This window comes from Micromonospora sp. NPDC049275, from assembly GCF_043197115.1.
Lineage (GTDB): Bacteria > Actinomycetota > Actinomycetes > Mycobacteriales > Micromonosporaceae > Micromonospora.
On record NZ_JBICSN010000020.1, the window covers coordinates 33,007 to 58,949 of the forward strand.

Annotated in this window: 23 protein-coding genes and 2 pseudogenes; 12 read left to right on the forward strand and 13 right to left on the reverse strand. The window is 71.6% G+C overall.

What is annotated here, in order from left to right:
- Positions 1-16: 16 nt before the first annotated feature.
- The 5 genes from ACGFIE_RS31760 to ACGFIE_RS31780 all read left to right on the forward strand — a co-directional run bounded on the left by ACGFIE_RS31760 (position 17) and on the right by ACGFIE_RS31780 (position 4,407).
- Positions 17-1,267 (forward strand): DUF222 domain-containing protein, encoded by a 1,251-nt coding sequence (locus tag ACGFIE_RS31760; protein ID WP_393301773.1) that lies wholly within the window; start codon positions 17-19, stop codon positions 1,265-1,267.
- A gap of 197 nt (positions 1,268-1,464) precedes the next feature.
- Positions 1,465-1,857 (forward strand): MerR family transcriptional regulator, encoded by a 393-nt coding sequence (locus ACGFIE_RS31765; protein WP_344353583.1) that lies wholly within the window; start codon positions 1,465-1,467, stop codon positions 1,855-1,857.
- Positions 1,827-2,174 carry a thioredoxin gene (gene trxA, locus ACGFIE_RS31770; RefSeq protein WP_393301776.1) on the forward strand — a complete coding sequence of 116 codons (348 nt, stop codon included), beginning with the start codon at positions 1,827-1,829 and terminating at the stop codon, positions 2,172-2,174. The genes ACGFIE_RS31765 and trxA overlap by 31 nt, the downstream gene beginning before the upstream one ends.
- A 147-nt stretch (positions 2,175-2,321) precedes the next feature.
- Positions 2,322-2,486: a hypothetical protein gene (locus tag ACGFIE_RS31775; RefSeq protein WP_393301779.1), complete on the forward strand. Its 165-nt coding sequence runs from the start codon at positions 2,322-2,324 to the stop codon at positions 2,484-2,486.
- A 28-nt stretch (positions 2,487-2,514) separates the two neighbouring features.
- The gene (locus ACGFIE_RS31780) at positions 2,515-4,407 is read left to right on the forward strand and encodes an ABC transporter ATP-binding protein (protein WP_393301782.1); all 1,893 of its coding nucleotides are present in this window, start codon (positions 2,515-2,517) and stop codon (positions 4,405-4,407) included.
- Between the two features lie 62 nt (positions 4,408-4,469).
- On the opposite strand, the gene ACGFIE_RS31785 is transcribed toward ACGFIE_RS31780, so the two are convergent.
- Positions 4,470-5,045, reverse strand: a complete 576-nt coding sequence (locus tag ACGFIE_RS31785; RefSeq protein WP_393301785.1) for a PepSY domain-containing protein — start codon at positions 5,043-5,045, stop codon at positions 4,470-4,472.
- A 129-nt stretch (positions 5,046-5,174) separates the two neighbouring features.
- Positions 5,175-5,624: a GNAT family N-acetyltransferase gene (locus ACGFIE_RS31790; RefSeq protein WP_393301788.1), complete on the reverse strand. Its 450-nt coding sequence runs from the start codon at positions 5,622-5,624 to the stop codon at positions 5,175-5,177.
- 100 nt (positions 5,625-5,724) lie between these two features.
- Between ACGFIE_RS31790 and ACGFIE_RS31795 the strand changes: the two genes are divergently transcribed.
- Complete coding sequence (locus tag ACGFIE_RS31795) at positions 5,725-6,606, forward strand: LysR substrate-binding domain-containing protein (protein ID WP_393301791.1); 882 nt, start codon at positions 5,725-5,727, stop codon at positions 6,604-6,606.
- A gap of 33 nt (positions 6,607-6,639) precedes the next feature.
- Here the strand turns inward: ACGFIE_RS31795 and ACGFIE_RS31800 are convergent, their stop codons facing one another.
- Genes ACGFIE_RS31800 through ACGFIE_RS31810 form a run of 3 tightly spaced genes read right to left on the reverse strand, consistent with a single transcriptional unit; the run spans position 6,640 to position 9,216 of the window.
- Complete coding sequence (locus ACGFIE_RS31800; RefSeq protein ID WP_393301794.1) at positions 6,640-7,194, reverse strand: DUF5872 domain-containing protein; 555 nt, start codon at positions 7,192-7,194, stop codon at positions 6,640-6,642.
- 28 nt (positions 7,195-7,222) lie between these two features.
- Complete coding sequence (locus tag ACGFIE_RS31805) at positions 7,223-8,536, reverse strand: sensor histidine kinase (RefSeq protein ID WP_393301797.1); 1,314 nt, start codon at positions 8,534-8,536, stop codon at positions 7,223-7,225.
- Positions 8,533-9,216, reverse strand: coding sequence for a response regulator transcription factor (locus ACGFIE_RS31810; protein WP_363684145.1), 684 nt, complete (start codon positions 9,214-9,216; stop codon positions 8,533-8,535). The genes ACGFIE_RS31805 and ACGFIE_RS31810 overlap by 4 nt, the downstream gene beginning before the upstream one ends.
- A 102-nt stretch (positions 9,217-9,318) precedes the next feature.
- Between ACGFIE_RS31810 and ACGFIE_RS31815 the strand changes: the two genes are divergently transcribed.
- Together ACGFIE_RS31815 and ACGFIE_RS31820 are read left to right on the forward strand one after the other, a co-directional pair.
- A complete protein-coding gene (locus ACGFIE_RS31815) occupies positions 9,319-9,777 on the forward strand; it encodes a septum formation initiator (protein ID WP_393301800.1) in 459 nt (152 codons plus the stop codon).
- Positions 9,778-9,889: 112 nt separating this feature from the next.
- Positions 9,890-10,297 (forward strand): hypothetical protein, encoded by a 408-nt coding sequence (locus ACGFIE_RS31820; protein ID WP_393301803.1) that lies wholly within the window; start codon positions 9,890-9,892, stop codon positions 10,295-10,297.
- Between the two features lie 151 nt (positions 10,298-10,448).
- On the opposite strand, the gene ACGFIE_RS31825 is transcribed toward ACGFIE_RS31820, so the two are convergent.
- The 3 genes from ACGFIE_RS31825 to ACGFIE_RS31835 form a co-directional block, all read right to left on the reverse strand.
- Positions 10,449-11,042: a hypothetical protein gene (locus ACGFIE_RS31825; RefSeq protein ID WP_393301805.1), complete on the reverse strand. Its 594-nt coding sequence runs from the start codon at positions 11,040-11,042 to the stop codon at positions 10,449-10,451.
- A gap of 137 nt (positions 11,043-11,179) precedes the next feature.
- A complete protein-coding gene (locus tag ACGFIE_RS31830; protein WP_393301808.1) occupies positions 11,180-11,620 on the reverse strand; it encodes a hypothetical protein in 441 nt (146 codons plus the stop codon).
- Between the two features lie 83 nt (positions 11,621-11,703).
- Positions 11,704-12,933, reverse strand: a complete 1,230-nt coding sequence (locus ACGFIE_RS31835) for a low temperature requirement protein A (RefSeq protein ID WP_393301811.1) — start codon at positions 12,931-12,933, stop codon at positions 11,704-11,706.
- A gap of 83 nt (positions 12,934-13,016) precedes the next feature.
- Between ACGFIE_RS31835 and ACGFIE_RS31840 the strand changes: the two genes are divergently transcribed.
- On the forward strand, positions 13,017-13,625 hold the full coding sequence (locus ACGFIE_RS31840; RefSeq protein ID WP_393301814.1) for a class I SAM-dependent DNA methyltransferase: 609 nt from the start codon (positions 13,017-13,019) through the stop codon (positions 13,623-13,625).
- 621 nt (positions 13,626-14,246) lie between these two features.
- On the opposite strand, the gene ACGFIE_RS31845 is transcribed toward ACGFIE_RS31840, so the two are convergent.
- The 4 genes and pseudogenes from ACGFIE_RS31845 to ACGFIE_RS31860 all read right to left on the reverse strand — a co-directional run bounded on the left by ACGFIE_RS31845 (position 14,247) and on the right by ACGFIE_RS31860 (position 17,101).
- Positions 14,247-14,951, reverse strand: a complete 705-nt coding sequence (locus tag ACGFIE_RS31845) for an FG-GAP repeat domain-containing protein (RefSeq protein ID WP_393301900.1) — start codon at positions 14,949-14,951, stop codon at positions 14,247-14,249.
- A pseudogene (locus ACGFIE_RS31850) lies at positions 14,940-15,608 on the reverse strand (hypothetical protein); the annotation flags it as partial. The pseudogene ACGFIE_RS31850 and the gene ACGFIE_RS31845, both read right to left, overlap by 12 nt.
- 255 nt (positions 15,609-15,863) lie before the next feature.
- A complete protein-coding gene (locus ACGFIE_RS31855) occupies positions 15,864-16,271 on the reverse strand; it encodes a hypothetical protein (RefSeq protein WP_393301817.1) in 408 nt (135 codons plus the stop codon).
- Between the two features lie 113 nt (positions 16,272-16,384).
- The gene (locus ACGFIE_RS31860; RefSeq protein WP_393301819.1) at positions 16,385-17,101 is read right to left on the reverse strand and encodes a DUF899 family protein; all 717 of its coding nucleotides are present in this window, start codon (positions 17,099-17,101) and stop codon (positions 16,385-16,387) included.
- A 136-nt stretch (positions 17,102-17,237) separates the two neighbouring features.
- Between ACGFIE_RS31860 and ACGFIE_RS31865 the strand changes: the two genes are divergently transcribed.
- Positions 17,238-18,158, forward strand: coding sequence for an RNA polymerase subunit sigma-70 (locus ACGFIE_RS31865; protein WP_393301822.1), 921 nt, complete (start codon positions 17,238-17,240; stop codon positions 18,156-18,158).
- Positions 18,159-18,299: 141 nt separating this feature from the next.
- Here ACGFIE_RS31865 and ACGFIE_RS31870 read toward each other — a convergent pair.
- Positions 18,300-18,416: pseudogene (locus ACGFIE_RS31870) on the reverse strand (transposase); the annotation flags it as partial.
- Positions 18,417-18,498: 82 nt separating this feature from the next.
- On the opposite strand from ACGFIE_RS31870, the gene ACGFIE_RS31875 reads away from it, so the two are divergent.
- Together ACGFIE_RS31875 and ACGFIE_RS31880 are read left to right on the forward strand one after the other, a co-directional pair.
- Positions 18,499-19,314 carry a thioesterase II family protein gene (locus tag ACGFIE_RS31875; protein WP_393301825.1) on the forward strand — a complete coding sequence of 272 codons (816 nt, stop codon included), beginning with the start codon at positions 18,499-18,501 and terminating at the stop codon, positions 19,312-19,314.
- Positions 19,311-25,940, forward strand: coding sequence for a condensation domain-containing protein (locus tag ACGFIE_RS31880; protein ID WP_393301827.1), 6,630 nt, complete (start codon positions 19,311-19,313; stop codon positions 25,938-25,940). Before ACGFIE_RS31875 ends, ACGFIE_RS31880 begins: the two co-directional genes overlap by 4 nt.
- The last annotated feature ends 3 nt before the right edge of the window (positions 25,941-25,943 follow it).

The window sequence follows — 25,943 nt, forward strand, 5'->3', positions numbered from 1 at the left end:
GTTCTAGTGTCGGTTCATGGTTGAGGAGTTGGCGCAGGCGGACGGCGTGGTCGCCGTCTGCACCGACATGGCCCCCTGGGCCCTCGCCGACCACGACCTGATCGCCGCGCTCGACGCCGCGCACCGGCTCCAGCAACGCCTCGCCGCAGTCACGTCGGCTCTCGTGCGCGAGGTGGACAGCCGGGGCACCGCGACGGAGCAGGGCGCGTCCTCAACCGCCGTCTGGCTGCGCGAACGGCTCCGGCTAACCGTCCCCGCCGCCCGCCGACTGGTCGACCTCGCCACCACTCTGGACACCGGCAACCCTGGGGTACGACAGGCGCTCGCCGACGGACACATCACCCAGGAGCAGGCCCGGGTCATCGCCGACACCGTCACCACCGTGCACACCACCGCCGGCGCGGAGGCCGCCGACAAGGCCGTCGGTCTGCTTGTCGACTGGGCCGGACGGTTCGACCCCAACCTGCTGCGCAAACTCAGCACCCGCATTCTCGACCACGTCGCCCCCGAGGTCGCCGACGCCGCCGCCGAAGCCGCGCTGCGAGCGGCCGAGTCACGGGCCGCCCGCGACCGGCACCTCACCCTCTCCCAGCAGACCGACGGCCGACTCCGGCTGACCGGCACCCTCGACGCCGAGACCGCTGGCCTGCTCCGCGCCGCCATCGACCCGCTGACAGCACCGTCCGGGCCCGACGACACCCGCACCCCGGGCCAACGCCGCCACGACGCCCTCGCCGACGTCTGCCGACTCGCGCTGCGCACCGGCGACCTCCCTGAGAACGGCGGCGATCCCACCCAGCTCGTCATCACCACCAGCTACGACGAACTGACCCGACAGCTGGGCATCGGTGCTCTCGACACCGGCCTGCAGCTCACGCCCGAGGCCGTGCGCCGCCTCGCCTGCGACGCCGCCATCCTGCCCGCCGTCCTCGGCGGCGCCGGCCAACCCCTCGACGTCGGCCGACAACGCCGGCTCGTCATCGGCCCGCTACGTCGGGCGCTGCTGCTCCGCGACCGTGGCTGCGCGTTCCCGGGCTGCGATCGTCCACCCCGCTGGTGCGACGCCCACCACATCCGACACTGGGCCGACGGCGGCGACACGAGCCTGACCAATGCTGTCCTGCTCTGCGGCCACCACCACCGGCACCTCCACCACGGCGACTGGTCCGTGCGCATCGGCGGCGACGGCCACCCCGAATTCATCCCACCCACCTGGCTCGACCCCGCACAGCTCCCCCGCCGAAACCACTACCACCGACGAACGTAAGCACGGCAGCCAACAGAACAACGCCAGGCGCGCAGATGATCGCCCGTCACCAACTGAGCCAGCCCGCCACCCGATCACCTGCGCCGTTGGTCGCCCGACCTCGTTCGATGGCACCGTGCGGGGAGTCGTCGCGCGGCTTGCCTTGACGCCAACGACAAGGTTTAGCCTGGTCGCGACGGGCTGGTCGAGGAGGTCTGATGCTGATCGGCGAGCTGGCGGAACGGGCCGGCACGAGCACCCGGACGCTGCGCTACTACGAGGCCCACGGGTTGGTACGCCCACAGCGCTCGGCCAACGGCTACCGCGTCTACGACGAGGCGGAGCTGCGGGTCGTCCGGGAGATCCGGGCGCTGCTCGACGTCGGCTTCGGCCTCGACGACGTCCGTCCGTTCGTCGCCTGCCTGCGGGCGGGCAACGCGTCCGGCGACGTCTGCCCCGACTCGGTGCTGGTGCTGCGGCGCAAGCTCGCCGAGGTCGACGACTACCTCGATCGGCTCACCGCAGTCCGTCAGCAGTTACGCACCCAGCTCACCCACGCCATCGCGCACCGGGAGGAAACATGCCCCAGGAAACGACAGTCGGCTCCCTGACCACCGTCACCGATGCCACGTTCGCCGAGCTGGTGCTGACCAGCGACCGGCCCGTCGTGGTCGACTTCTGGGCCGAGTGGTGCCCACCCTGCAAGATGATCGAGAAGAGCCTCGTCGAGCTGGCCCAGGAGTTCGACGACCGGATGGTCATCGCCAAGCTCAATTCCGACGAGAACCCGCAGACCACGCGGCGCTACCAGGTCATGTCCCTGCCGACGCTGCTGGTGTTCCGGCGGGGTGAGGTCGTCAGCTCGATCGTCGGGTCCCGGCCGAAGCTCCACCTGCGGCAGAGCCTGACCCTGCACGCCGGCCTCTGACCGTCGCCGCTGGTCGGGCGGCGGCCCGTCCGATCCACCTCACCATCGGCATCAGCTTCACCGGTGAGGCGTTGGCCGTGACCCGCCGAGGCATCGCCCTACGGGTGCCGTTCGCAACCGAACGCCGATGACCACAGCACGGCGCCGGTGACTGTGGGCCGCTGGCGCGAGATCAACACCAACCTCGGCGCCTTCGCGGGGCCGCGACCCTCCGACACCACCGTGGTGGTCCTCAAGCCCCGTCCCGGTCGGCAGCGCTGCCCACCGAGCTGGACCGCCCCCGCGAATTGGCTTGACCTCAACCTCGGGTGAGGTTCTAGCCTCATCGCGGAGGTACCGCATGAGCATGGAAGTTACCGCGTGGACGTCACTGCGCCACGCGATGAACGCGCAGGAAGAACGACCGCTGTCCCGTGTCACCTTGAGGCGTATCGCGGAGTTCGCGCGGCCGCACCGGGCCCTGATCGTCAGGTTCCTACTGTTGAGTGTGGTGACGGCGGTCCTCACGGTGGCGGCGCCGGTCCTCGCCGGACGGGTGGTGGAGGCCATCGTGGACGGCGCCGACAGCGGCGTCGTGATCCGGCTGGCGGTGCTGATCGCCGTTATCGCCCTGGCCGAAGCCGGCCTGGGTCTGGTGACGCGGTTCCATTCCGCCAGCATCGGTGAGGGGCTCATCGTCCAACTGCGGACGGCCGTCTTCGACCACGTCCAGCGCATGCCAGTGGCGTTCTTCACCAGGACGCGCACCGGTGCGCTGGTCAGCCGCCTGAACAACGACGTGATCGGCGCGCAGCGGGCCTTCAGCGACACCCTGTCCGGGGTGGTCGGCAACGCTGTCACCCTGGCGCTGACGCTTGCGGTGATGCTCAGCTTCTCGTGGCAGATCACGGTGCTCGCGCTCGTGCTGCTGCCCATCTTCGTCCTCCCGGCACGCCGGATGGGTTCGAAGCTCGCCCAGTTGCAGCGTGAGGCCGCCGAGCACAACGCAGCCATGAGCACACGGATGACCGAACGCTTCTCCGCGCCCGGCGCGACCCTGGTGAAACTGTACGGGCGGCCGGCCGAGGAGTCAGCCGAGTTCGCGGCGCGGGCGCGACGGGTGCGGGACATCGGCATCCGTACCGCCATGCTCCAGTGGGTCTTCATCACCGCGCTGACAGTCGTCGGCTCGCTGGCGCTGGCCCTGGTCTACGGGCTGGGCGGTCTCTACGCCCTGCGGGGCAGCCTCGACGCCGGGACGGTGGTCGCCCTCGCACTGCTGCTGTCGCGCCTCTACGCGCCGTTGACCTCGCTGGCCAGCGCGCGGGTGGAGGTGATGAGCGCGCTGGTGAGCTTCGAGAGGGTGTTCGAGATCCTCGACCTCACGCCGCTGATCCTCGACAAGCCCGACGCCCGCCCGCTTCCCGACGGGCCGGTCGCGGTGGAGTTCGACGGGGTACGGTTCGGCTACCCGTCGGCGGACAAGGTGTCGCTCGCCTCTCTGGAGGACGTGGTGAAGCTCGACGCCCGCGGTGGCGAGGAAGTGCTGCACGGGGTGTCGTTCCGCGCCGAGGCGGGGCAGATGGTTGCCCTGGTCGGCTCCTCCGGGGCGGGCAAGTCCACGATCGCGCAGCTTCTCCCCCGCCTGTACGACGTCGAGGACGGCGCGGTGAAACTCGCCGACGTCGACGTACGCGACCTGTCTGCCGAGTCGATCCGGACCGCGCTGGGCGTGGTCACCCAGGACGGGCATCTGTTCCACGAGAGCATCCGCGCCAACCTGGCGTTCGCCCAGCCGGACGCGACCGAGGACGAGATGTGGGAGGTGCTCCGGCGTGCCCGCCTCGGCGACCTGATCCGCACACTTCCCGATGGGCTCGACACCGTCGTCGGTGAACGCGGATACCGGCTGTCGGGCGGGGAACGGCAACGGCTCACCATCGCGCGACTGCTGCTGGCCCGTCCGCGTGTGGTCATCCTCGACGAGGCCACCGCGCATCTCGACTCCACCTCCGAAGCCGCGGTTCAGGAGGCCCTCGCCGAAGCCCTGACCGGCCGGACGAGCGTGGTCATCGCGCACCGACTCTCCACCATCCGGGCGGCAGACCAGATCCTCGTCGTCGAGGACGGACGCATCGTCGAGCGTGGGCGACACGGCGACCTGCTCGCCGCCGGCGGCCGGTACCGGGAGTTGTACCGCACCCAGTTCGACCAGGACGAGCCGACGGTCCAGGAGCAACGCGTCGCCGTCTGAGGCCGCGACCAGAGCCGCCGCCCGCCTCGGGAGATCCCGTGACGGGCGGCGGCAACTGACGGTCAGTCGTCGTCGTTGTTGTCGTCGGCGTCGTTGTCATCGTCGTCGTTGTCATCGGCGTCGTTCTTGTCATCGGCGTCGACCGGCTCCTGCTCGGCCTTGACCACCGAGCCGTTGTCCCTGTCGACGTCCACCTCGTGCTCGGTGTCGCCGGCGACGATCTCGACGCTCCACACCGGCCGGCCGTTCTCCTGCTCGGCCTCGACCTCGACGATCTGGCCGCCGCCGGCCCTGGCGAGCGCGATCTCGCCGGCGCGCTTCTCGTCAACCGCGCCGCCCGACGGAGCGGTGCCGCCCGACGGAGCGGTGCCGCCCGATGGAGCGGTGCCGCCCGACGGCGTACCGCTCGACGGCGTACCCGATGGGGTGCCGGCCGTCGACGTGCCGGTGGTGCCCGGCGCGGCGGTGGTGGCCCCGTCGTCCGGCGCGTCCGTGCCCGTCGGGGCGACGGTCGCCGCGGCGAGTGCCGTGTCGCCGGTCCGCGTGTCGTTCGCGGCCGCGACGCCCAGCGCGACCCCGGCCACCGCCAGCACCGCCGAGCCGCCGACCGTCGCCAGAAGCAGATTGGTGCGCTTCATCGTGTGTCCACCTCTCCTCGGTTGTCGACTCCGAGGATCGGCCGAACGGGGATAGCGCCGCGCTGTCCGAACGCTAAGGCCGGGTTAAGCCCGCGCCGAGCCCTGGAACTCCGCGTCGGCCGGACGTGCTCAGAGCGCCATCTTCATGAAGACGTCGGCGCGGGCGTACGGCGGCAGCGGGATCTGGTCTGGGCTGACGTGCTGGAAACCGGTGGTCTCGTAGAGGTGCACCGCGTTCGCGAGCCTGCTGTTGCTGCCCAGGAACAGGGTGGTCGCACCGAGTTGGCGGGCGCGCGCGATCGCGGCCTCGATGAGCTGACGGCCGAGGCCCCTGCCGCGCGCCGACGGGAGCACCGCCATCTTGGACAGCTCGAAGACCTCGTCCGAGCTGCGCACCAGGGCGACACACCCGATGATCTCCCCGCCGTCGCGGACGATCAGCACGTCGCCACCCGGGTCGACGATGGCGGCAAAGGGGTCGTTGAGCGTCTTGCGGTCCGACTCCTCGATGGTGAAGAAGTGCGAGATCCATTCCTCGTTCAGCGTCCGGAAGGCCTCGGCCTCCGCAGCGGTCGTCATGGACGTGATGGTCAGAGTGCTCGGCTTCATGGCTCGATTCTCTGGCCACCGCCATTCGAACGTCCAATATCTTGTTCGGGGTCATCCGTATCCTTGAAGTATGGAACCCGAGTTGCGCCACCTGCGCTACTTCGTCGCGGTCGCCGAGGAGCTCCATTTCGGCCGGGCCGCGATGCGCCTGCGGATGGCCCAGCCGCCGCTGTCGCAGCAGATCCGCCAACTCGAGGCGATGATCGGCACGCCGCTGTTCGTACGCACCTCCCGGTCGGTGGCGCTGACGCCTGCGGGCGAGGCGTATCTGGACCGGTGCCGGCGGGTGCTGGCCACCGTGGCCGACGACGTGCAGGAGGCGGGCCGGATCGGGCGCGGGGAGCAGGGGCGCTTCGACATCGGTTTCGTCAGCTCGGCGATCCCGCTCGGGTTGGCGGGGCCGATCCGCCGATTCCGCGAACGCCATCCGGCCGTCCACCTGCGCCTGCACGAGGCGTACACGGCGCACATCGTCGACCGGTTGTTGAACGGCGAGGTCGATCTCGGCGTGGTTCGGGACGCGGACGACCACGACGACCTGGTCGGCACCACGTTTGCCACCGAGTCCTTCGTCGCCGTCCTGCCGGCCGATCACCCGCACGCGGGAGACCTCGCGATCGACGCCGCCGTGCTGCGCGACGACCCGTTCGTCTTCTTCCCCCGGGTGGCCGGCGAGCGGGCCTACCAGCGCAATCTCCGGCCCTGTCTGGAAGCCGGCTACACACCGAACATCGTCCAGGAGGCCACCAGTTGGGCCACTGTGGCGCACCTGGTCGCGGCAGGCCTCGGGGTGACGATCGCGCCGGCGAGCATCTTCGCCGTGGCGCCCGCCTCGGTGGGAGTGCTGCCGTTGACAGGCACCGAGGCCACCACCGAGGTGCAGATCCTGCGCCACCGACAGGACGACCGAATCACCTCGACGGGCTTCGAGGCCGCGGGTCAGGCTCGCTGAGCTGCCCGGTGCGTCACCAGCCGTACCGCACTGTCAACCGCGCCTGTTGAGTTCGGCCTCGAGCCGCTGGACGAGCGTCTTGCGGTCCTTGCCGGCGTGCTCGTTGCGCAGCGCGGTCCTGAGCTGGCGGGTGTCGAGGCCACGGACCAGCTTGGCCGCCTCGGCGACCGACATCTCCGACATGCGGCCGGCCGTGGTGGCGTCTCGACGCGCCTTCTTGGCCGGCCCGGTGTTGGCGACGTACTGCCTGCCGGATCGGGACGCTTCGCGCTTCTTGGTATCGGTCGCGCGCTTCTGGCTCTCCGACATCTCGTCCCACGCCTTCTTGGGCAGGTAACGACTCGTCGTGTCGCCCTTGCGGGCGCGGGTGTCGCCCTCCTTCGTCTGCCACTTCTCGTTGCCCCAGCGCTGGAGCGACTTCTGCCGCTCGTCCTTCTCGCCCAGGAATCCCCCGCCGCGCCTCTTGTACTCCTGAGTGACCAGCTGTGACTTGCGCGCCGACCACTGCCCCGGCCGACCGCCCTTGTCGGAAGCCTTGATCTCTTCCTTGATCTGTTCTCTGAGCTCGGGTTTCGTATACCGCGCCATGGCTGGCAGCTACCCCGCACCGCAGCGGCTATGCCTCCCGCTCGGACGTCGGCGGAGCCTCCCGCCCGGACGTCGGCGGACCGAGGCGGAGCAGCACCTGCGCCCCGCCCCGCGGCCCGGTCCGCAGCTCCAGCCGACCGCCGCCGGCCTGCGCGGCGCGACGGGCGATGTCCAGGCCGAGCCCGGTCGACCCGACCGCGCTGGCACCCCGTCGGACCGCGCCCGACGGCATGCCCGGCCCCTCGTCGGCGACGGTGAGCAGCACCTCCCCGTCGTCGCGCGCGAGCCGGACGGCGAACGGGGTGCCGTCGGGGGTGTGCGCGAAGACGTTGCCGAGCAGCGCGTCCACGGCAGCCGTCAGGTCGTCGGCGGGCACCCCGACGGAGAGCGGGCCGGGGGCCAGGTCGAGGCGGACCGCCCGACCGGTGTCCTCGGCCAGCACCGACCAGAACGCCACCCGGTCCGCGACGATCGCCGCGGCATCCGACGCGGCCGTGCCCGGCGCGGGCGCGCGACGCCAGCGGGCCTGCTGGATCAGACCGGTGACCGCCCGTTCCAGCCCGTCGGCGGCGGTGGTGATCCTCGCCGCGTCGTCCCGGTCGCGCAGCGACTCCGCCTCCAGGCGCAACGCCGTCAACGGGGTACGCAACCGGTGCGACAGGTCCGCTACCTGCTCGCGCTCCTGCACCAGCAGGACCTGGATTCGACCGGCCAGGTGGTTGAGGGCACCGGCCACCTCGCGCAGCTCCGCCGGGCCCGCGGGCGTGACCCGGGCGTCCAGCTCGGCGTTCGCGAGGCGGTGCGACACGGCGGAGAGGTCGCTGATCGGCCGGACCAGCGTGCGCGCCAGCCGGTCGGCGACCGCCAACCCGATCAGCACCAGCACCACACCCAGCAGCGCCAGCACCAGCCAGGCCCGGGTCACACCGGCGGTCAGCTCCTGCCGTGGCACCACGATCCGGATCACGCCGGTGCCGTCCGCCCGGCCCTGCACGGCGATGACCACCTCCCGGCCGGCCGCCGACTCCCCGGTGAGGCTCTGCCCCCGCGCCGCCAGGGCCACCGCTGGCGTACGGGGCGCCTGGGCGCCGAGCACCGTGCCGTCGGGCAGGAAGACGCTCACCTGGCGACCGGACTCCGCGGCAAGCTGCTCGACGGTGAGCCGGATGGTCGGCGCGTCGGCGGTCCCGACCACAGGTACGAGGCTCTGCGCGTCGGCGGTGGCCCGCACGGTGGCCCGGTCCTGGGCGACGGTACGGACGAGCAACGCCAGCGGCACCAGGAAGGCGATGAGCGTGAGCACACTGACCGCCGCGACCAGCAGCGCGAGCCGTGCCCTCACGGCGCCTCCAGCCGTACCCCGACACCGCGCACCGTGTGCAGGTAGCGCGGCTGTTGGGCGCTCTCCCCCAGCTTGCGGCGCAGCCAGGACAGGTGCACGTCGACGGTCTTGTCGGCGCCGCCGTACGGGATCTGCCAGACCTCGGTGAGCAGCTCGCGTTTGGTGACCACCTGGCCGGGCCGCCCGGCCAGGTGGTGCAGCAGGTCGAACTCGCGCGGCGTCAGCTCCACAGGCGTGCCGTCCAATGTGACCTGCCGGGACCGGCTGTCGACCCGCAGCCCGCCGACGACGAGGGCCACCTCCTGCGCGTCGGCGCCGGCGGGGCCCCTCCGCAGCACCGCTCGGGCACGGGCGTCGAGCTGCGCGGCCGTGAACGGCTTGACCACGTAGTCGTCGGCACCCGCGTCGAGCACCCGGACGATCTCGGTCTCGTCGTCGCGGGCCGTGGCAACGATGACCGGCACCGAGCTGACCGCGCGCAGCATCCGCAGCAACTCGCGTCCGTCCAGGTCGGGCAGGCCCAGGTCGAGCACGACGAGGTCCGGCCGGTCCTCCAGGGCGTCGCGCAGCCCCGCCATCGCGGTCGAGGCCGCGGCCACCGCGTGGCCGCGTTCCCGCAGGGCACGGATCAGCGGGGTACGGATGGTCAGGTCGTCCTCGATGAGCAGCAGGCGGGCCACACCCGGCAGGCTAACGGCTCCCGCCGGCAGCGACGCGCACGTTAACCATGCCTTAGCCTCCGCATGTGCCAGCGACAAGGACGGATCGGGGATAGTCGTGTCATGGGCCGTCGTTCGCTTCTCGTCGCCGTCGGGTGGGTGGCCACGGTCGCCGTGGCGACAGTGATCGGGTTGGGCGCGATCCGTCTGGTGGGCGAGAGCCTCACCGGCACACCGGGTGGGGTGCGCAGCGAGGCAGAGATCGAACGGGCGCTCGCCGCGCCGGAGCCGACGTCCGCCGCCCCGACAGCCGTCGCGCCGGCCGGCACCGCGAGCGCCGCACCCAGCCCCGATGCCGGCGTCCCCCGCAGTTTCGCCACCGACGGCGGCACGGCCGTGGCCGAGTGCGGTCCCGCCGGCGTACGCCTCGTCTCCTGGGCGCCCGCGCAGGGCTACCGGGTGCGCGACGTGGACCGGGGCCCGGACGACGACGTCGAGGTCACGTTCGAGGGCTCGGCCGGCAGGCACGAGTTGAAGGTCCGTTGCATCGGCGCGGAGCCGGTGGCCGTGGCCGACGACTGACGTCGCGACAGCTCGCAGCGCCTCCCTCTGGTCGAGCAGCGACTTGCCGGCCACGACGAGCAGGTCGTCAGGGGTCGGCATCGGGACCTGAAGATCGTTTAAGCTCCCTGCCGTGAACCGCACCCTCGTTGTCGCCTCGCTGCTGCTGCTGACCGGCTGCTCCCCCGCCGAAGCCCCCGCCCCCAGCTCCACCACGCCCTCGGACAAGGCGGCCGCCTCCGCGTGCACGCGCGTGGTCCGCAGCATCGAGGCGAAGGATTCCCCCATCGGGGACGCGACCACTGCGATGGCCTCCATCGACTCGACCGATCCCGCCGTCCGGGAGGCGGGTCAGCGGCTGGGATCGGCGGCCAAGGAAGCCGGCGACCTCTGGGTGAAGAACGACCCCACTGTGGACGCGGGACCCGCCAACCAACGCCTGGCCGACGCCCGACAGGGAATGCTCACGGCGTGCACCAACCTCTTCGGGGAGTATCCGTGGCCGTTCACCCGGAAGCCCGCACCGACGCCCAGCAGCTGAGTGACGGACGTGGCACGGGCGCCCGTGCCGGCCACGTCAGCAGTGGGTCAGCTCGTCCGCACCGCCGTCGGCGCCGGTCACCGTCGTCACGGTGGCCCAGGTGGTGGGGTCGCTTCATCTCAGCAGCTCAGAGCGACTCCGGTCGGTAAGATCAAATTACGGTTTCCAGGCTTGCTCGCGGGGCGGGCCGCCGCAGCGCGGGCACCGCCGGCGCGAGCGCCACCAACATGCACAAACCGCCGAGCGGCAGCAGGTCGAGCGTGACGGCCGGCAGGACGATGCCGACCAGCAGCAGGGCGACGCTCCACCACGGCAGCCGCCGCCGGGCGGCGAGCATGCCCGCCAGGACGAGCAGACCGACAAAGAACAGCTGCGGTACGACGTCGTAGACGACCACGTCGACGCCGGGAACGTCCTTGAAGTCCGCGCCGAGCGCCGACATCTCGGCCCGGTCGGCGGCCAGCAGCCCCTCGACGATGTCCGCCCCGAACTGCACCATCGTGGCGGCGAGCCCGACAAGCGTGACGGACACCAGGCCGGTGCGCCACGGGCTGGGGCGCAGCAGGCCGGCCAGCGCCAGCACCGCCGGCACGAAGCACACCATGCCCGCCAGGGCGACCAGGTGCGCGGCCTGCCAGTCGAACCCCGGGCCGTACGTCCCGTCGGACTTTCCCCACAGGCGTACGAGCCCGTAACCCACGATGCAGGCCGGCCCGGCGATGACGAAGAATGCGGCGCGTCTCATGCCCAACATCATCTGGTCCCCAGCACGCGCCCGACTCCGGGCGAAGCCCCGGGGACGGCCCCGGTCTTCGCCTCAGGTTTTCCACCGAGCAACCCTGAACCCGGTCGACGAAACGCGTTACCGCCGGGCCGTGCTGGTCACGTCGCGCCGATCAGGAGATGCCGACTGGGTGAGTAGTCGATCTTCCAGTCGGTATAGACGCCGAGGGTTCCATCTTGTGTGCAGCGGAGCGCGACGCTGACCCACCGGACCTCTCCGTCGGCACGCAGGGCGAAACCGACGGCGACCTGGAAGGCTTCGCCGCCGCACGGACAGGCGCAGTCGTCGGGGTCGGCGTCCTGCCAGTGGTCGGAGCTGTCCGCGATCAGGACGTCGTCGTCGCAGGTCAAGCAGCGTGCCTGTGCACAACCGTTCTCGTCGTCGACGAGGACCGCGAAGGTCGCGCCCCCGCACTGTTCGCAGGCCATTTCCTTGAGCTGAGCCACCGGGTAGCCGCCAGGCTGGTATTCGCGGAGGTAGTCGGCGAGGTCGGTGAAGTTGTCGCCCCGCCAGAACGTTCCGGTGGTGTCGATTGCCATCGGTGCAGCCTAGGTTGACCCGTCACGTGCGCGCTCAACGAGCAGGCGAGCGTCTACATCGCCCCGGGCGGCGATGCGCTGGTTCAGCGTGTGCCCTGGCCGCCCCCGGACGGACCCGCGCCAACACCATGGGAATCGCGCAGGTGGCCCGCCAGTGTGTCGGCCCCTCCGACGACGCTGAGCACCACGGCGGCCATGACCAGGACCGCCAGTCCCGGCAGCAGGGCGCCGACCGGGGCTGCCGCCACCAGCACCAGCACCCCGGCCAGCCGGCGGATGGGGCGCCGCCCGAAGACCTCGTGCTCCGCCCAGCTCTGTGCGAGGAGGAACAGCGCCGGACCGCCCAGCACGATGACGGCCGTCGGCAACGTGCCCTCGCCGGTGGGGTGGGCGATGACCAGTTCGAATCCGACCGCCGTGATCAGCACGCTGGCGACCGTCACGAGGTGGACGTAGGTCGCCCTCTCGCCGAGTCGCGCCGGAGTCTGCGAATCGCGGATCGCCGTGGGGAGCCGGTGTCCGGAGCGGTGGAAGTAGATCCGCCAGAACAGCACGGTGACAGCGAACGCGACGACGAAGCCGGCGATCTCCGCAGGGGTCATCGGGGCCGCGCTGGAGGCCAGACCGATCACCAGGATCGCCTCGCCGAGTGCGATCAGGAACACCTGCTGGTAGCGCTCCACCAGGTGGACCCCGTTGATCACCCACTGGTTGACTCGGGAGGCGCCGAGCCGGGGTATCGGCCAGCCGGTGGCGAACCCGACGTACTCGATGGCCAGGGCGCCGGCCCATACCGCGGGCCGGGCGTGCTCGCTCACGGCGACCCCGACGAGCCAGGGCACCGCGGCGACCGCCGTCCAGATCGTGATGCGGGTGGTCACCAGCCGACGCGGATGGCCGCGCAACGCCAGCGTGAGCGCGAGCGGGCGGCCGAGCTGGATGACGACGTAGGTGGCCGCGAACAACACGGCTCGACCGCCGAACGCGTGGGGCATCGTGATGGCCAACACCAGCGCGCCGAACATGACCACGATCACCAACGCCTGGACGAACGCCAGCGCCGGGTCGTAGAGGCTGGTGACCCACGCCGCCAACATCCAGATCAACCAGAGCAGCAGGAAGAAGAACAGCGCCTCGGCAGCACCTGCCAGCACGTCGCGATCGGGCTCCCGGGCGTTCAACTCGCTTATCAGCCGTTGCGCGACACGGGTGAGGGCGAAGACGAAGGCCAGGTCGAAGAAGAGCTCGAGGAACGCCGCCCGGGGTGCGGCCACCGGATCCCGCAGAAGCCGTGCCGTCCACGAGTCCGACATCCGGTACACCCCTCGGCATCAACGATCTTTCGGGCGGGGGGTTGCGCGCGATCCGCCCGACACGGGGTTCCTATAGTCGGACGGTGGGCACGGAACAGGTACGGCAGGCGTACGCCTCGGTCGCGGATCTCTACATCGAACTGTTCGGCACACGCGAGAAGGTGGACCCCGACGACCTCGCCCACATCGCCCGGCACCTGGGGGGCCGACCCGGTCCCGTGCTCGACCTGGGCTGCGGCCCGGGCCACCTCACCGACTACCTTCGTTCGCTGGGCGTCGACGCCACGGGCATCGACGTGGTCCCCGAGTTCATCGCCCACGCACGGGCGACCCACCCCGGCGGCAGCTACCGCCTCGGGTCGTTGGACGACCTCGACGTCGTCGACCACTCCGTTGCCGGGATCCTGGCCTGGTACTCGCTTATCCACCTGCCACCGCAGCGCCTCGACGGCGTGCTCACCACCTTCCGACGTGCCCTGACCCCGTCCGGGAGGTTGGTGCTCGGCCTCTTCGCCGGTGACGAGGTGGACGCCTTTCCCCACAAGGTCACCACCGCCTACCGGTGGCCCGTCGACGAGATCTCCGGGCGACTGACGCGCGCCGGCTTCACGGAGGTCGAGCGCCTGGAGCGCCCCGACGGTGGCGTCCACCGGCCGCACTACGCCATCGCGGCGGTCGCCACCGGCGGGTGAGCGCGCGGCGCCGTTCCGGGCCCGGCCCAGCGCTGGGTGGTGGACGCGACGAGGCGACCGGATCGCCGGTCGGCCAGCGGCCTACCTGATCTGCTTGCTCACCCTGGCCGTGGCTCAGGCCCTGCTCGGCGTGCGGTCCGAAGCCCGTTGGCTGCGGTTCGTCCCCGGGCATCTGCCCGCTCAGTCCGGCCACCACAAGCGGTTGCGTGCCGCTGCTCAAGCAGGCGATCCGCGTGGTCGCGGTGGGCCGGCCACGGCCACGGCTACTGCGCCTCTGACCTCGTCACCGAGCGTCCAGGCCTGCTGATCGTCGCGGACAAGGGATAGGTGTCCGCGGAACTCGACCAGTGGCTGGCAGAGCGTGGGGCGCGGTTGCCACACTGTCGTACCGCAACCGTGCCCCACACCCGGGCGAGCACTTGCTGAAACCGATCCGGCAGAGTCGGTCAACGACACGCTGAAGGGCCAACTCGACCTCGAACTGCACGCCAGACGCGGCATCGAAGGCGTCGCGGCGCAAGTAGCACAACGGCCCTCGCGATGACCGCCGCACCTCCAATATCGAATCGCACCCGAAAGATCCCTAGCGGCGGCTGCCGCATGAGGACCGCTTAACTTGAGTTACGCGATCGCCAGCCGCGTCGGGTCCGTGGTCCCGGGGTTGGCGGCGATTACAACGTCAGCTGACCAGGCCCGGTCATTCATGATCCCGTTGTTGCGGAAAGCGGACAGGCTTCCGTCGCTGTTGATTCTGACGAGTTCTGCCATGCCGTCGTTGTTCAGGTCGGCGAATCGTGTGCGGAGCGGGTCCGTCGTGCCGGGGCTGGCTGCGATGACCAACGGAGACGACCAGGCGTTGCCATCCAGGATCCCATTGTTTCGGAAAGCGGAGAGCGTCCCGTCGCTGTTAATTCGCACGAATTCCGCCATGCCATCGTTGTTCAGGTCGGCGAACCGCATGCGGAGCGGATCGGTCGTACCGGGGCTGGCTGCGATGACCAACGGAGACGACCACGCATTGCCATCCAGGATCCCATTGTTTCGGAATGCCGAGAGCGTCCCGTCGCTGTTGATTCGCACGAACTCCGCCATGCCATCGTTGTTCAGGTCGGCGAACCGCATGCGGAGCGGATCGGTCGTACCGGGACTGGCTGCGACGACTAACGGAGACGACCACGCATTGCCATCCAGGATCCCGTTGTTTCGGAATGCCGAAACCGTCCCGTCGGTATTGACCCGAAGGAGGTCTGCATCTCCGTCACCGTCGAGGTCCGTGCTCTGGGAATCTGCCACAGCTTTCCCGGACCCCGCCAGCCATTGCTCCACCGTCTCACCACGAAGGACGCTGAGCAGCGCTCGCTTGTTGTCGAGACTCTCGACCTTATCTCGGTCCTCGCTCAGGTGGATGTGCCAGAGGTGCGAGCTGTCGGAGGTTACGGTGCCGTCGTAGCGAAAGTCGTAGCCTTCGACAGAGGTGTCATTGTCGGCTTGACCGTAGAACTCACGCCATCCGTTGAGGCGCGGATCATTCGAGTCCCGGCCGGACGCCAGAAGCCGGTTCGAGTAACGAGCGATGTTGGTGTAGTTGGATGCCGCAGCCGTTACGTCGGAAGGGAGTTGCTGATCCGCTCGGGGGTCGATCGGGTGGGTGGCCAAAGAGAGGCTTTGAGCTTCGGGGAAGGTCCAGTCGTAAGCGGCGGCCTTGTCAGAAGGACCACCCTTGTCCTCATCGTCGCGAACAGAATAGTCATTCGACGCGTTGGCGGCGCGTGTGTTGTGGTAGCCCGACTTGTTGGCGTAAATGCCGCCATTTTCCGTGCCTTCTTGAAGCTTCAGGAGTTCTTCCATCAACCACCAGGAGGCAGAGGCAATTCTCGCCGGATTCGGATTATCTGCCGCGCTGGCTGGTGCCGGAGTCGCGAAAGCGCCGACCACCAGTATTGCCGAAGTGGTGATCGAGGCCGCGACAAGCCTGGATTGGATTCCTGCTATTTCAGTTCTGATCGCCGATCGGAGTTTCACTCATTCGCTTTCATTTTAGTTGCTCGGGGATGCAGTGCGCCGACGCCCTACCACCAGCTTATTCTCATCAGATGGCGACGGCAAGCATTGCGTCGGCTGATTCTCGCGCCCGAAGTGAACGGCGCTGACCATATTCACCAGCGAGGGTTTGATGGCTGATGAGCTCTGTCGATAAACCGCCTCTGCCGGGTTTTGGGAACAGGGGTGATTCGGGGGCTAGCTCATGAAGAAGACCATGGCCGCGAGGCTCGCCCCCATGGCCAGGTGCTCCCAACGGAGCAGGTCCGTGATCGGTCGATTGCGCAGCCGGACGAGTGCGGCCGCCATCCAGCAGAGGTAAACCGCCGTGGCGGCGCGTAGCAACACGAGCGCCGCCTCATGGCCGGTGACGGTGCCGTGGTCCATCCGGGGCCCGGCGGCCATGTGGTGGACAGCCATCGACCCGCCGTGTTGATGCATCAGCACGGCGAGCGCCATGAGCACGGCCCCGGCCGCACGGTGCCACTCCACCTCCGGGCCGCGCTCGGTCGGACCGCTGGTGACGAGTGCCACCGCGAAGGCGAGGAGCAGCAGCGCGCCCGTCTGTTGCACAACCGGTGCGGCGTCGAGGGTCACCGCGACCATGACAGCCACCATCGCACCCGCGAGCATCCGGGTCCTGCGGGACGCGCCCGCCCGCGGCACGACGCAGCAGCAGGCCGACACCGCGGCCGACCCGAGCATGACCATCTCGAGCGTCAGGACGTCACCGCCGGCGTAACGCCGGGGCGTGACCATTGGGCGGTGGGGCGGCCGTTGAGCCGCCACGGGTGACCACTGACCCGTGGCCAACCCTGGGGTGAGTCTTCCCAGTTCTCCTGCCGGCCGTACACGGTGAGGTCCAGGGCGTGGTAGGTGGTCATCAACGCCTCCACGCCCCGCCCGGTGGTCCAGTAGGTCTCGTAGACCTGGTCGCCGTCGCGCAGGTAGCAGGCGATGAACCCGAAGTCACGACCGTCGGCCAGAGCCGGGTCGGACTCTTTCGCCGAATACCAGGGGAACGGGTAGCCCATGAACTCCGCGAACGGGGCACTTTCCTCGTAGGGACCCTGGCAGAACACGGCGTAGGTGACGTCCCGAGCGTGCAGGTAGTCCAGCATCTGCATGTGACAGGTCGAGAAGGTGCACCCCTCACACTGATGCTCGTGCGGCTTGCCGTCGTGCCACATGTGGAAGTAGGCGATGAGCATCCGGCGGCCCTCGAACACCTCCACCAGCGGGGTGTCCCCGCCAGGGCCCCGCACCGTCACCGTCGGCATCAAGGTCATCGGCAGCTGACGACGAGCGGCTGCGATGGCGTCTCCTTCGCGGGTATGGGCCTTCTCCCGGACCAGCAGTTCATCGCGCTCGCGCAGCCAGGTCTCCCGGTCGACGACCGGGGGCGCGGCGGCGCTGGACTCGGGGGTTGCCGTCATGGCTGTCTCCTTCATGGAGTGGGGATAGGTCACAGGTACAGACGACCGAGCCGGCGATCGTCATCGGTGACCGATGACGGATGGGTCCGCGGTCGTCAGTACGGTTGTGCGGACCACTCAGCCCAGGGGAAATCACATGTCCGACTCGCGTGACGAGCAGGCGGTCTGGCTGCAGCGCGCCTTCGACGAGCACCGGCGTGAGCTACACGTGCACTGCTACCGCCTCGCAGGGAACGTCACCGACGCGGACGACCTGGTGCAGGAGGCCTTCCTGCGTGCCTGGCGGGCTCGCGACCGCTTCGAGGGTCGGGCGTCGCCGCGCACCTGGTTCTACCGGATCGCCACGAACGTCTTCCTGGACAGCCGCAAGGCGGCCGGTCACCGGACGGTTCCGTATGGTGACCCGCTGGAGTGGTCCACCGAGCTCGGTCCCTATCCCGACGCCCTGTTGGCCGACGATCCGCAGACCGGTCTCGCCGCCCGGGAGACCGTCGAGCTGGCCCTGATCGCGGCGCTCATGTACCTGCCGCCGCGGCAGCGGGCGGCCTTCGTGCTGCGCGACGTCCACGGCTGGACGCCGCAGGAGATCGCCGGCGCGCTCGACACCGCCGTGGCGGCCGTCAACAGCCTCCTCCAGCGGGCCCGCCACACCCTCCGGCAGCGCGCTCCGTCGGACCCAAAGGACTGGCGCCGCCCGCGGCTCACCAGTGAGGACGAAGAGATCCTGCGCCGCTACGCCAACGCGAAGGACCCGGAGACGATCCGGGCACTGCTCGCCGAGGACGTACGGATCACGATGCCGCCCGAGCCGCCGGTCGTCGGGATCGACGCGGTCGCGGAGTTCCTCGGCCGACCGCTCGACTGGCGTACGTTCCCCACCTCGGCCAACGGGCGCCCGGCACTGATCAACTATCTCCGGCGGCCCGGCAGCCGGCACTACGAGGCGTTGGTCGTCGACGTACTCCGGATCGAGAACGGGAAGATCGTAGAGAGCAACGCCTTCATCGGTGCCCGTCACGTCGCCGCCTTCAGCATGCCCGCCACGCTCGAGCCGTAGGGCCTGTTTCAAGCTCGGTGGCCGGGCCTGCGCTGGTAGTGGGATCGCCGGGCTCGGGCTTGGGATGTTCGTCGCCAGGTGGACCAGTGCAGGGTGTGCGCCGGGGGTAGTGGCAGGGCGAGGACGAAGGCGTTGAGGAGTCAGGAACACCCCGACCTGGCTGTTCTCGACCCGGCCGGCGGTGCCCGCGTACTGCTGCCGCTGCACCCCGACCGAGCACACGCCCTTCTTCAGGAAGCCGGTCTCGTCGGTGACCACGGGTCGCGCGCAGTGGACACCCCGAGGATCCCTCAGCCGACGCTAAGACCGCTGTCACGGCCCGTTCCTAGCGTGTGCGGGCATGGCGACACCACACGTATCCGTGCCGACGACCGCCACCCGAGCGGCCGGCGCAGCAGCATGGTTGAGCTGCGTCGCGCCCCGCCCGGCCGCTCGGCTGCGGCTGGTGTGCCTGCCGTACGCCGGTGCCGGCGCTGCCGCGTACCGGCCGTGGGCCAGCCTGCTGGGCGACGACGTGGAGGTGTGGACCGCGCAGTTGCCAGGGCGTGAGCGTCGGTTGGCCGACCCGCCGCTGAGCACGATGGACGAGCTGGCGCCCCCGCTTGTCGACGCGATCGTCGCGCGGGTGCCGGCACCGTTCGCGATCTTCGGCCACAGCATGGGCGGTCTGATCGGGTACGAGGTGGCCGCGCGACTGGTCGCGCGGGGTGACCCCGTACCGCAGCGTCTGGTGGTGTCGGCGGCCCGTCCGCCGCGAAACGCCCCGCCGCTCGGCGCGGCGCACCGCCTCGACGACGCGGCGCTGACCCGGTGGCTGCACGACCTGGGCGGGATCCCCGACGAGGTGCTCGCCGACCCGGGCCTGCTGGAGCTGATCCTGCCCACCGTGCGGGCCGACCTGACGGTGGTGGCGTCGTACCGGCCGGCGACCGTGCCCCCGCTGCCACTGCCGGTGGACGCGGTGGCGGCGATCGACGACCCCCTGGTCAGCCCGGACGAGGTCGCCGGCTGGGCGGCCTGCACCGACGCCGGCTTCTCGCTGACCGTCGTGCCCGGCGGTCACCTCTACCTGCACGACTCCCCTCCCCCGCTGTCCCGCCTGCTCGACGGCGGGCCGGCCACCGACCGCGCGTACGTCGAAGGGGCCACCCGATGACCCAGGACCTGCACCCGGACCTCGCCGACCTCACCCCCGAGCAGCGGGAGCTGCTGTCCCTGCGCCTGCGCCAGGCCCGTGCCGACCGACCCGACACCGCCGACCCGACGCCGGCCACGGTGGACCGTCCGCTCTCCTTCACCCAGGAGCAGCTCTGGTTCCTGGACCGGCTGGAGCCGGGCACGCCTGTCTACAACGTGCCCTTCGCCGAGCGGATCAGCGGACCCCTGGACGTCGCGGCGCTGCACCGGGCGGTCAACGCGGTGGTGGCCCGGCACGACGCGCTGCGCGTCGTGTTCGCGTCCGTCGACGGCGTCGTCACCCAGCGGGTGTCGGACGCCCTGGAGGTTCCGCTGCCGGTGCTCGACCTGACGGAGGTGCCGGAGTCGGAACGGCAGGCGGCTGTCGACCGGGAGGTCGCCGCGCACGCGGCCGTCATCTTCGACCTCACCAGCGGGCCGCTGCTCGCCGTACGGCTGCTCGCCCTCGCCGGCGACGAGCACCTGCTGTTGGTGACGGCGCACCACATCGTCTTCGACGCCTGGTCGGCAGGCGTGTTCGTGGAGGAGCTGGTGAGCTGGTACGGCGAGTTCGCCGCCGACGTGCCGGCCGGGCTGCCCGCGCTGCCCACAGGGTTCGTCGCGCACGTCGCCGCCCGCCGCCGGCCGGAGGCCGAACGGGAGCTGGCCGGTCACCTGGCGCACTGGCGGGAACGGCTCGCCTCGGCGCCGGCCCGCTCGACGCTGCCACCGGACCGCCCCCGGCCGCCGGTGCAGACCCACCGTGGCCGCAGCCTGCCGTTCTCCGTCGACGCCGAGGTGACCGGCGCTCTCGCCGGGCTGGCCCGGGGGGCCGGGGCGACAGTGAACGCGGTTGTCCTCGCCGGGCTGACAGCCCTGCTGCGGCAGGCCACCGGCCAGGACGACCTGCTGCTCGGCATGCCCGCCGCCGGACGGGCGAGCACCGACCTGGAGCCGCTCATCGGCTGCTTCGCCACCATGCTGGTGCTGCGGGTGGACACCGGCGGCGACCCGAGCGTGCGCGACCTCGTCCGTCGGGTGCACCGCACGGTCAGCGAGGCGTACGCGCACCAGGAGGCCCCGTACGCGCGGGTGGTGGAGGAGGTCCGGCCGGTCCGCGACCCCAGCGTGAACCCGCTGTTCCAGGTGCTGGCCACGATGACCGACGGCGGGGTGCCGCAGCGGCAGGCCGCCGGAGTCACCTTCCGCCCGGTGCCCGCGGAGAGCGGCCTCACCGACTTCGACCTGTTCGTCAGCCTGACCGTCCAGGGTGACCGGATCGAGGGTGCTGTCGACTTCAACGCCGACCTGTACCTCGACGAGACCATCGCCTCGACTGTGGGCCGGCTGCCGGAGCTGCTGCGCGCCATGGCGGACGCCCCGGACCGGCCGCTGTCGGAGGTGACCGGGCTGCGCCGGCACCGCATCGCCCTGGCGGCCACCTTCACAGTGGACCCGCTGCGCGACCCGGTGGAGTTCTGGCTGCGCTTCCTGCGCGTACCCGCGTCGGTGGAGCTGGCCGGGTACGGCCAGTTGGTGGCCCACCTGCTGGCCGGGCCGACGGCCGACGCGACGGTCTGCCTGCTGCGGTGGGAGGACTGGCTGCGCCGGCAGGACGACACCGTCGGCGAGGCGGCCCTGGACACGGCGATGGACGACCTGGACGCGGCGGTGGCCGCGTACCGGCGGCGCACCGACGCCCCGCTGCTGCTGGTGGTCTGCCCGGCGTCGCCGCGCGCCGCCGAACGGCACGGCGAGCGGTCCGGCCGGCTCGACGACAGGCTTGCCGCGTTGGCCGCCCGCACCCCGGGGGTCCACGCGGTCTGGGCGGCCGACCAGGCCGGCGCCTATCCGGTGGCGCCTGTGAGCGACGAGCGCGCGGACGAGTTGGGCCACGTGCCGTACACGGGTGAGTACTTCGCGGCGCTGGGCACGATCGTGCTGCGGGAGCTGCGGCGGCTCGTCGGCCAGCCGCGCCGGCTCGTGCTCGTCGACGGCGAGCGGCTGCCGCTCGACAGGCTCGCCGACGCGCTGCCCGGTCACGAGGTGCGGCCGTTCTCGGCCGGCGAGCTGGCCGCCGCCGACCCGGCCACGACCGTGGTGCTCGACACCGACGCGGAGGCCGTCGCGGCGCTGCGCGACGCGTACCCCGGTGTGCTTGCGCTGGCCGTGCCGGCCGGGTGGGACGAGCTGCGTCGGCTGCTCGCCCACGTCTGGCCGCTGGACCCGCCCGCGCCGGTGGCGGCCAGCGCGGGGAGCGGGCTGCTGACGGCGATCGGCGCGGAGCGGGCCGCGTACGTCATCGAGGAGTTGAGCACCGCCGCGGCGATCGCCGAGCGCAGCCGCCCGGCCGTGGCGCGGGTCGACACGGACGACGAGGAGGTCGTCGCGCCGCGCACCCCGACCGAGGAGCGGCTGGCCGGTCTGTGGGCTGCCGCGCTCGGTGTCGAGCAGGTGGGCGTGACGAGCGACTTCTTCCACCTCGGCGGCCACTCGCTGCTCGCCACCGGCCTGCTGTCGCAGGTGCAGGCCGAGTTCGGCCGGGAGGTGTCGCTCTACACCCTGTTCACCAACCCGACGGTGGCCGGGCTCGCCGCCGTGCTGGACGCCGACCCGGACGCCACCGCCCTCGCCCCGCTCACGCCCGCACCGCCGGGAACACCGGCGGTGGCGTCCTCGGCGCAGGTGCGGCTCTGGGCCCTCGACCAGCTCGGCGACGACGTGGTCCGGCACAACACCACTGCCGCCGTCGAGCTGCGCGGCGACCTCGACACGACCTCGCTGCGGCGGGCGTTCGACGACGTGCTGGCCCGGCACGACGTGCTGCGGACCACCTTCGCCGGCCGGGGCGGCGAGCCGGAACCAGTCGTCCGTCCGCACGTCGACCCGTGGCTGGAGACGCTGGACCTGACCGGCCTGCCGGCGGCGAAGCAGGCCCGGGCGGTGCGCCGGGCGGCCGCCGAGCTGGCCGCGCACCGGTACGACCTGGCGGCCGGCCCGCTGGTGCGGGCCCGCCTGCTGCGGCTGCCGGACCGGCGCTGGCACCTGCTGCTCGGCATGCACCACATCGTCTGCGACAACACCTCGTGGAGCATCCTGCTCGACGAGGTCGCCGCCCGGTACGCCCACCACGCCACGGGCGTCGACAGGCCGCTGCCGCCGCTGCCGGTCCAGTTCGCCGACTACGCCCGACACCAGCGCGACTGGTTGGCGTCGACCGCCGTCGAACCGCACCTGACGTACTGGCGGGAGCGGCTCGCCGACGCGCCGCCGCTGCTGGACCTGCCCACCGACCACCCCCGCCCGACGGAGCGCTCGGACGTCGCCGGCTACCAGGCGCAGCGGCTGGGCAGTGGGCTCGGCGCGGCGGTGCGGGAGCTGGCCCGGGCGGAGGGGGTCACCCCGTTCGCCGTGCTGCTGGCCGGTTTCGCCGCCCTGCTGCACACCGAGAGCGGGCAACCGGACGTGGTGCTCGGCGCACCCACCGCCGGCCGGGAACGCGCCGAACTCGCCCCGCTGATCGGCTGCTTCGCCGACCTGCTGCCGCTGCGGATGGACGTCGGCGGCCGGCCCACCTTCCGGCAGTTGGTGACGCGGGCGTACCGCACGGCGCGGGAGGCGTACCGGCACCAGGGGCTGCCGTTCGCGACGATCGTGGAGGCGCTGCGGCTGCCCCGGCAGGCCGCGTACCACCCGCTGTTCCAGTGCGTGCTCAACGTCCTCGACGGTCCCGACGAGCTGCCGGACTTCGCGGGGCTGACCGCCACGCCTGTTGACGTGCCGAGCGTCGGCGTCGACTTCGACCTCTTCCTCAGCGTCACCTGGCAGGGCGACGACCTGCACGCCGACCTGGCGTACCGGGCCGACCTGTTCGGCCCGGAGCGGATGGTCCGGCTGCTGACCGGGCTCGCGAAGGTGCTCGACGAGGGGGTTCGCCGACCGGACGCCCCGCTCGGCGGGGGACGGCGCGCTGCGGCGCCCCGCCGCCTCACGCCGCCGGCGCCCCGGCTGGTCGTCGGCGGGACCGTCGAGGTGCCGGGGCTGGCGGCGACCGTCCGCTTCTGGACCGGGCTGCTCGGCCTTCCGCACGCCCTCGAACAGCTCGCGCCCGGCGCGCTGCTGCGGCTGCTGCGCGACCCGGCCGCCGGCCTGGCGACCGGCCGGCGGGACCACAACGTGCTGGTGCTGCGCTGGGAGGACCGCCGCACACCCGGCCCGCTCGGCGCGGGCATCGTCGGGCTGCGCGGCTTCTCCACCGAGCTGCTGGCGGCACTCGACGTCCACCGGGGACACAGCGCGGCGGCGCTGACGATAGTGGTGTGCCCGCCGTCGCCGCCGTACCGGACGTCACCGTGGAACGCGGTCCTCGCGGAGCTGACCGCGCGGCTGGCCGAGGCCCGGCCGGACGTCGACGTCGTCGCGGTCGAGGCGTGGGCGCGGAGCTACCGGGTGCCCGAGCTGTTCACCGGCGACGCCTGGTCACCGGAGCTGGCGGCCGTCACCGCGACGCTGCTGGTGCGGCGGGCGGTGCGGCACCCGGCCCTGGGCCGGCTTGTCGTACCGGCCGGGCCCGCGCACCGGCAGGCCGAGCTGGCAGGGCTGCTCGCGGCCCAGGCCCGGTCCGGGCGCGAGGTGCTGCTCACCACGACGCCGCAGGGCGCGCAGCTGTCCGCGCTCGTCACCGCCGGGATCATCGGGTACGCCCCGACCCCTCCCACGGACGCGGCCACGCTGGCCCTGCACCCGGTCACCGAACCCGCGCCACCGGACGCCCTGGCGCTGCCCTTCGACCCGGCGCACGGGCCGGTGGACGTGTTACGTGGCCTGTGGTCTCTCGACGCAGCCGTCGCCGGGGCCGTCGACGCGCCTGTCGACCGGATTCCCGCCGGGCTGCTCGCCGAGGTGGCCACCGAGCTGGGCGACGCGGTGGCGCTGCGCGGCGCGGTCACCGACGGGTACCGACGCTCGGCCGACCGGGCCGCCGCCGCGCCGCGTACCGACCGGGAGCGTCAACTCGTGGCGATCTGGTCGGAGCTGCTGCGCACCAACCAGCTCGGCATCAACGACGACTTCTTCGCCGTCGGCGGTGACTCGCTGCTCGCGATGCAGCTCGTCGCCCGCTGCGCGGCGGCCGGCATCCAGGTCACGCCGCGACAGCTCGTGCGCCACCCCACGGTCGCCGAGCTGGCCGCCAGCCTCGGTGACTCGGCCCCGAGCGGGGCGTTGGCGCTGGACGCCGAGCAGGGCGCGGTGCACGGCGACGCTCCGCTGACCGGTGCGCAGCGCTGGTTCACCGACCTGGTGGCCCCCACCATGGGCCGGCCCGCCCTGTTCAACCACCCCTACTACCTTGAGCTGACCCGTCCGCTGCCGGCCGAGCTGGTCCGCGAGGCGGTCCGCCGGCTGGTGGCCCAGCACGACGCGCTGCGGCTACGCCTGACCCGTCAGCCGGACGAGAGCTGGCGTCAGCACCACGCCGACCCCGCCGACGCCGTCCCGTTCGTCAGCCACGACCTGACCGGCCTCGGTGTCGACGAGCGGGAGGCCGCCGTCGAGGCCCGCTGCGCCGAGGCGCAGACCGGCCTGGACCTCACGGCCGGCCCGCTGGCCCGGGTGGCGCACTTCCGGCTCGGCCCGGAGCTGCCCGACCGGCTGCTGCTCGTCAACCACCACCTCGTCGTCGACGCGGTTTCCCGGGGTGTGCTCCTCGCCGACCTGGAGACGCTCTGCGACCAGCTCGAACGCGGGGTCGAGCCGGCGTTGCAGGCGAAGACCACGTCCTACCGAGCCTGGGCGCGGCGGCTCGCCGAATACGCGGGCTCCGCGGCGCTGCGCGAGCAGGTGCCGTTCTGGCTGGCGCAGGCCGACGACGGGGTGCTGCCCCGGCTGGCCGACGAGCCGACCGCCACGCCGTTCCGCCTCGGTGACCTGGGCCTGGCCACCGTGACGTTTGACGAGGCGGCGACCCGGGGACTGCACGCCGCCGCCCGCCGACTGCGGGCCAGTGTGCGGGACCTCGTCGTGTGGGCGGTGGTGGCCACCGTGGTGGGGCGTACGGGTGGCGCGGTCACCGTCGCCACGACCGGCCACGGCCGCGAACCGCTCTTCGACGACGTGGACGTCAGCCGCACCGCGGGCTGGTTCCAGGTGCTCTACCCCCTGCGGCTGGAGCTGCCCGCCACCGCCGACGCGGCCCGCTCGGTCCGCTCGGTGATCCGCCAGCTCGGCCGCGTCCCGGACAACGGCATCGGGTACGGCCTGCTGCGGTACCTGTGCCCGGACGACGACGTCCGAGCCCGGCTGGCCGCGACACCGCCGCCGCTGGTCGCCGTCAACTACATGGGCGGCTTCGGATTCGACGACGTCGCCCCGGCCAACCAGCTCCTCGACGTCTGCGCGGCGCCGTTCGGGCCGACCGAGGACCCCGACGGGCACTGGCCCTTCCCCTTCGACGTGACGGGATCGCTCACCGGCCCCGCACTCCGCGTCGATCTGAGCTACGCCACTCCGGCCTTCCGGCCGGAGACCGCTGAGAACCTGCTCGACGGCATCCGGACCAGCCTGTTGCGGCTGGCCGGACACCACGGGCAACCGCCACGGCAGTAGGAG

What these genes read in the sequence shown, in the direction of transcription:
- ACGFIE_RS31760 (WP_393301773.1), top strand. Translation starts at nt 17, where the DNA reads ATGGTTGAGGAGTTGGCGCAGGCGGACGGCGTGGTCGCCGTCTGCACC.
- ACGFIE_RS31765 (WP_344353583.1), top strand. Translation starts at nt 1,465, where the DNA reads ATGCTGATCGGCGAGCTGGCGGAACGGGCCGGCACGAGCACCCGGACG.
- trxA (WP_393301776.1), top strand. Translation starts at nt 1,827, where the DNA reads ATGCCCCAGGAAACGACAGTCGGCTCCCTGACCACCGTCACCGATGCC.
- ACGFIE_RS31780 (WP_393301782.1), top strand. Translation starts at nt 2,515, where the DNA reads ATGAGCATGGAAGTTACCGCGTGGACGTCACTGCGCCACGCGATGAAC.
- ACGFIE_RS31785 (WP_393301785.1), bottom strand. Translation starts at nt 5,045, where the DNA reads ATGAAGCGCACCAATCTGCTTCTGGCGACGGTCGGCGGCTCGGCGGTG.
- ACGFIE_RS31790 (WP_393301788.1), bottom strand. Translation starts at nt 5,624, where the DNA reads ATGACGACCGCTGCGGAGGCCGAGGCCTTCCGGACGCTGAACGAGGAA.
- ACGFIE_RS31795 (WP_393301791.1), top strand. Translation starts at nt 5,725, where the DNA reads ATGGAACCCGAGTTGCGCCACCTGCGCTACTTCGTCGCGGTCGCCGAG.
- ACGFIE_RS31800 (WP_393301794.1), bottom strand. Translation starts at nt 7,194, where the DNA reads ATGGCGCGGTATACGAAACCCGAGCTCAGAGAACAGATCAAGGAAGAG.
- ACGFIE_RS31815 (WP_393301800.1), top strand. Translation starts at nt 9,319, where the DNA reads ATGGGCCGTCGTTCGCTTCTCGTCGCCGTCGGGTGGGTGGCCACGGTC.
- ACGFIE_RS31825 (WP_393301805.1), bottom strand. Translation starts at nt 11,042, where the DNA reads ATGAGACGCGCCGCATTCTTCGTCATCGCCGGGCCGGCCTGCATCGTG.
- ACGFIE_RS31830 (WP_393301808.1), bottom strand. Translation starts at nt 11,620, where the DNA reads ATGGCAATCGACACCACCGGAACGTTCTGGCGGGGCGACAACTTCACC.
- ACGFIE_RS31835 (WP_393301811.1), bottom strand. Translation starts at nt 12,933, where the DNA reads ATGTCGGACTCGTGGACGGCACGGCTTCTGCGGGATCCGGTGGCCGCA.
- ACGFIE_RS31855 (WP_393301817.1), bottom strand. Translation starts at nt 16,271, where the DNA reads ATGGTCGCGGTGACCCTCGACGCCGCACCGGTTGTGCAACAGACGGGC.
- ACGFIE_RS31860 (WP_393301819.1), bottom strand. Translation starts at nt 17,101, where the DNA reads ATGACGGCAACCCCCGAGTCCAGCGCCGCCGCGCCCCCGGTCGTCGAC.
- ACGFIE_RS31865 (WP_393301822.1), top strand. Translation starts at nt 17,238, where the DNA reads ATGTCCGACTCGCGTGACGAGCAGGCGGTCTGGCTGCAGCGCGCCTTC.
- ACGFIE_RS31875 (WP_393301825.1), top strand. Translation starts at nt 18,499, where the DNA reads ATGGCGACACCACACGTATCCGTGCCGACGACCGCCACCCGAGCGGCC.
- ACGFIE_RS31880 (WP_393301827.1), top strand. Translation starts at nt 19,311, where the DNA reads ATGACCCAGGACCTGCACCCGGACCTCGCCGACCTCACCCCCGAGCAG.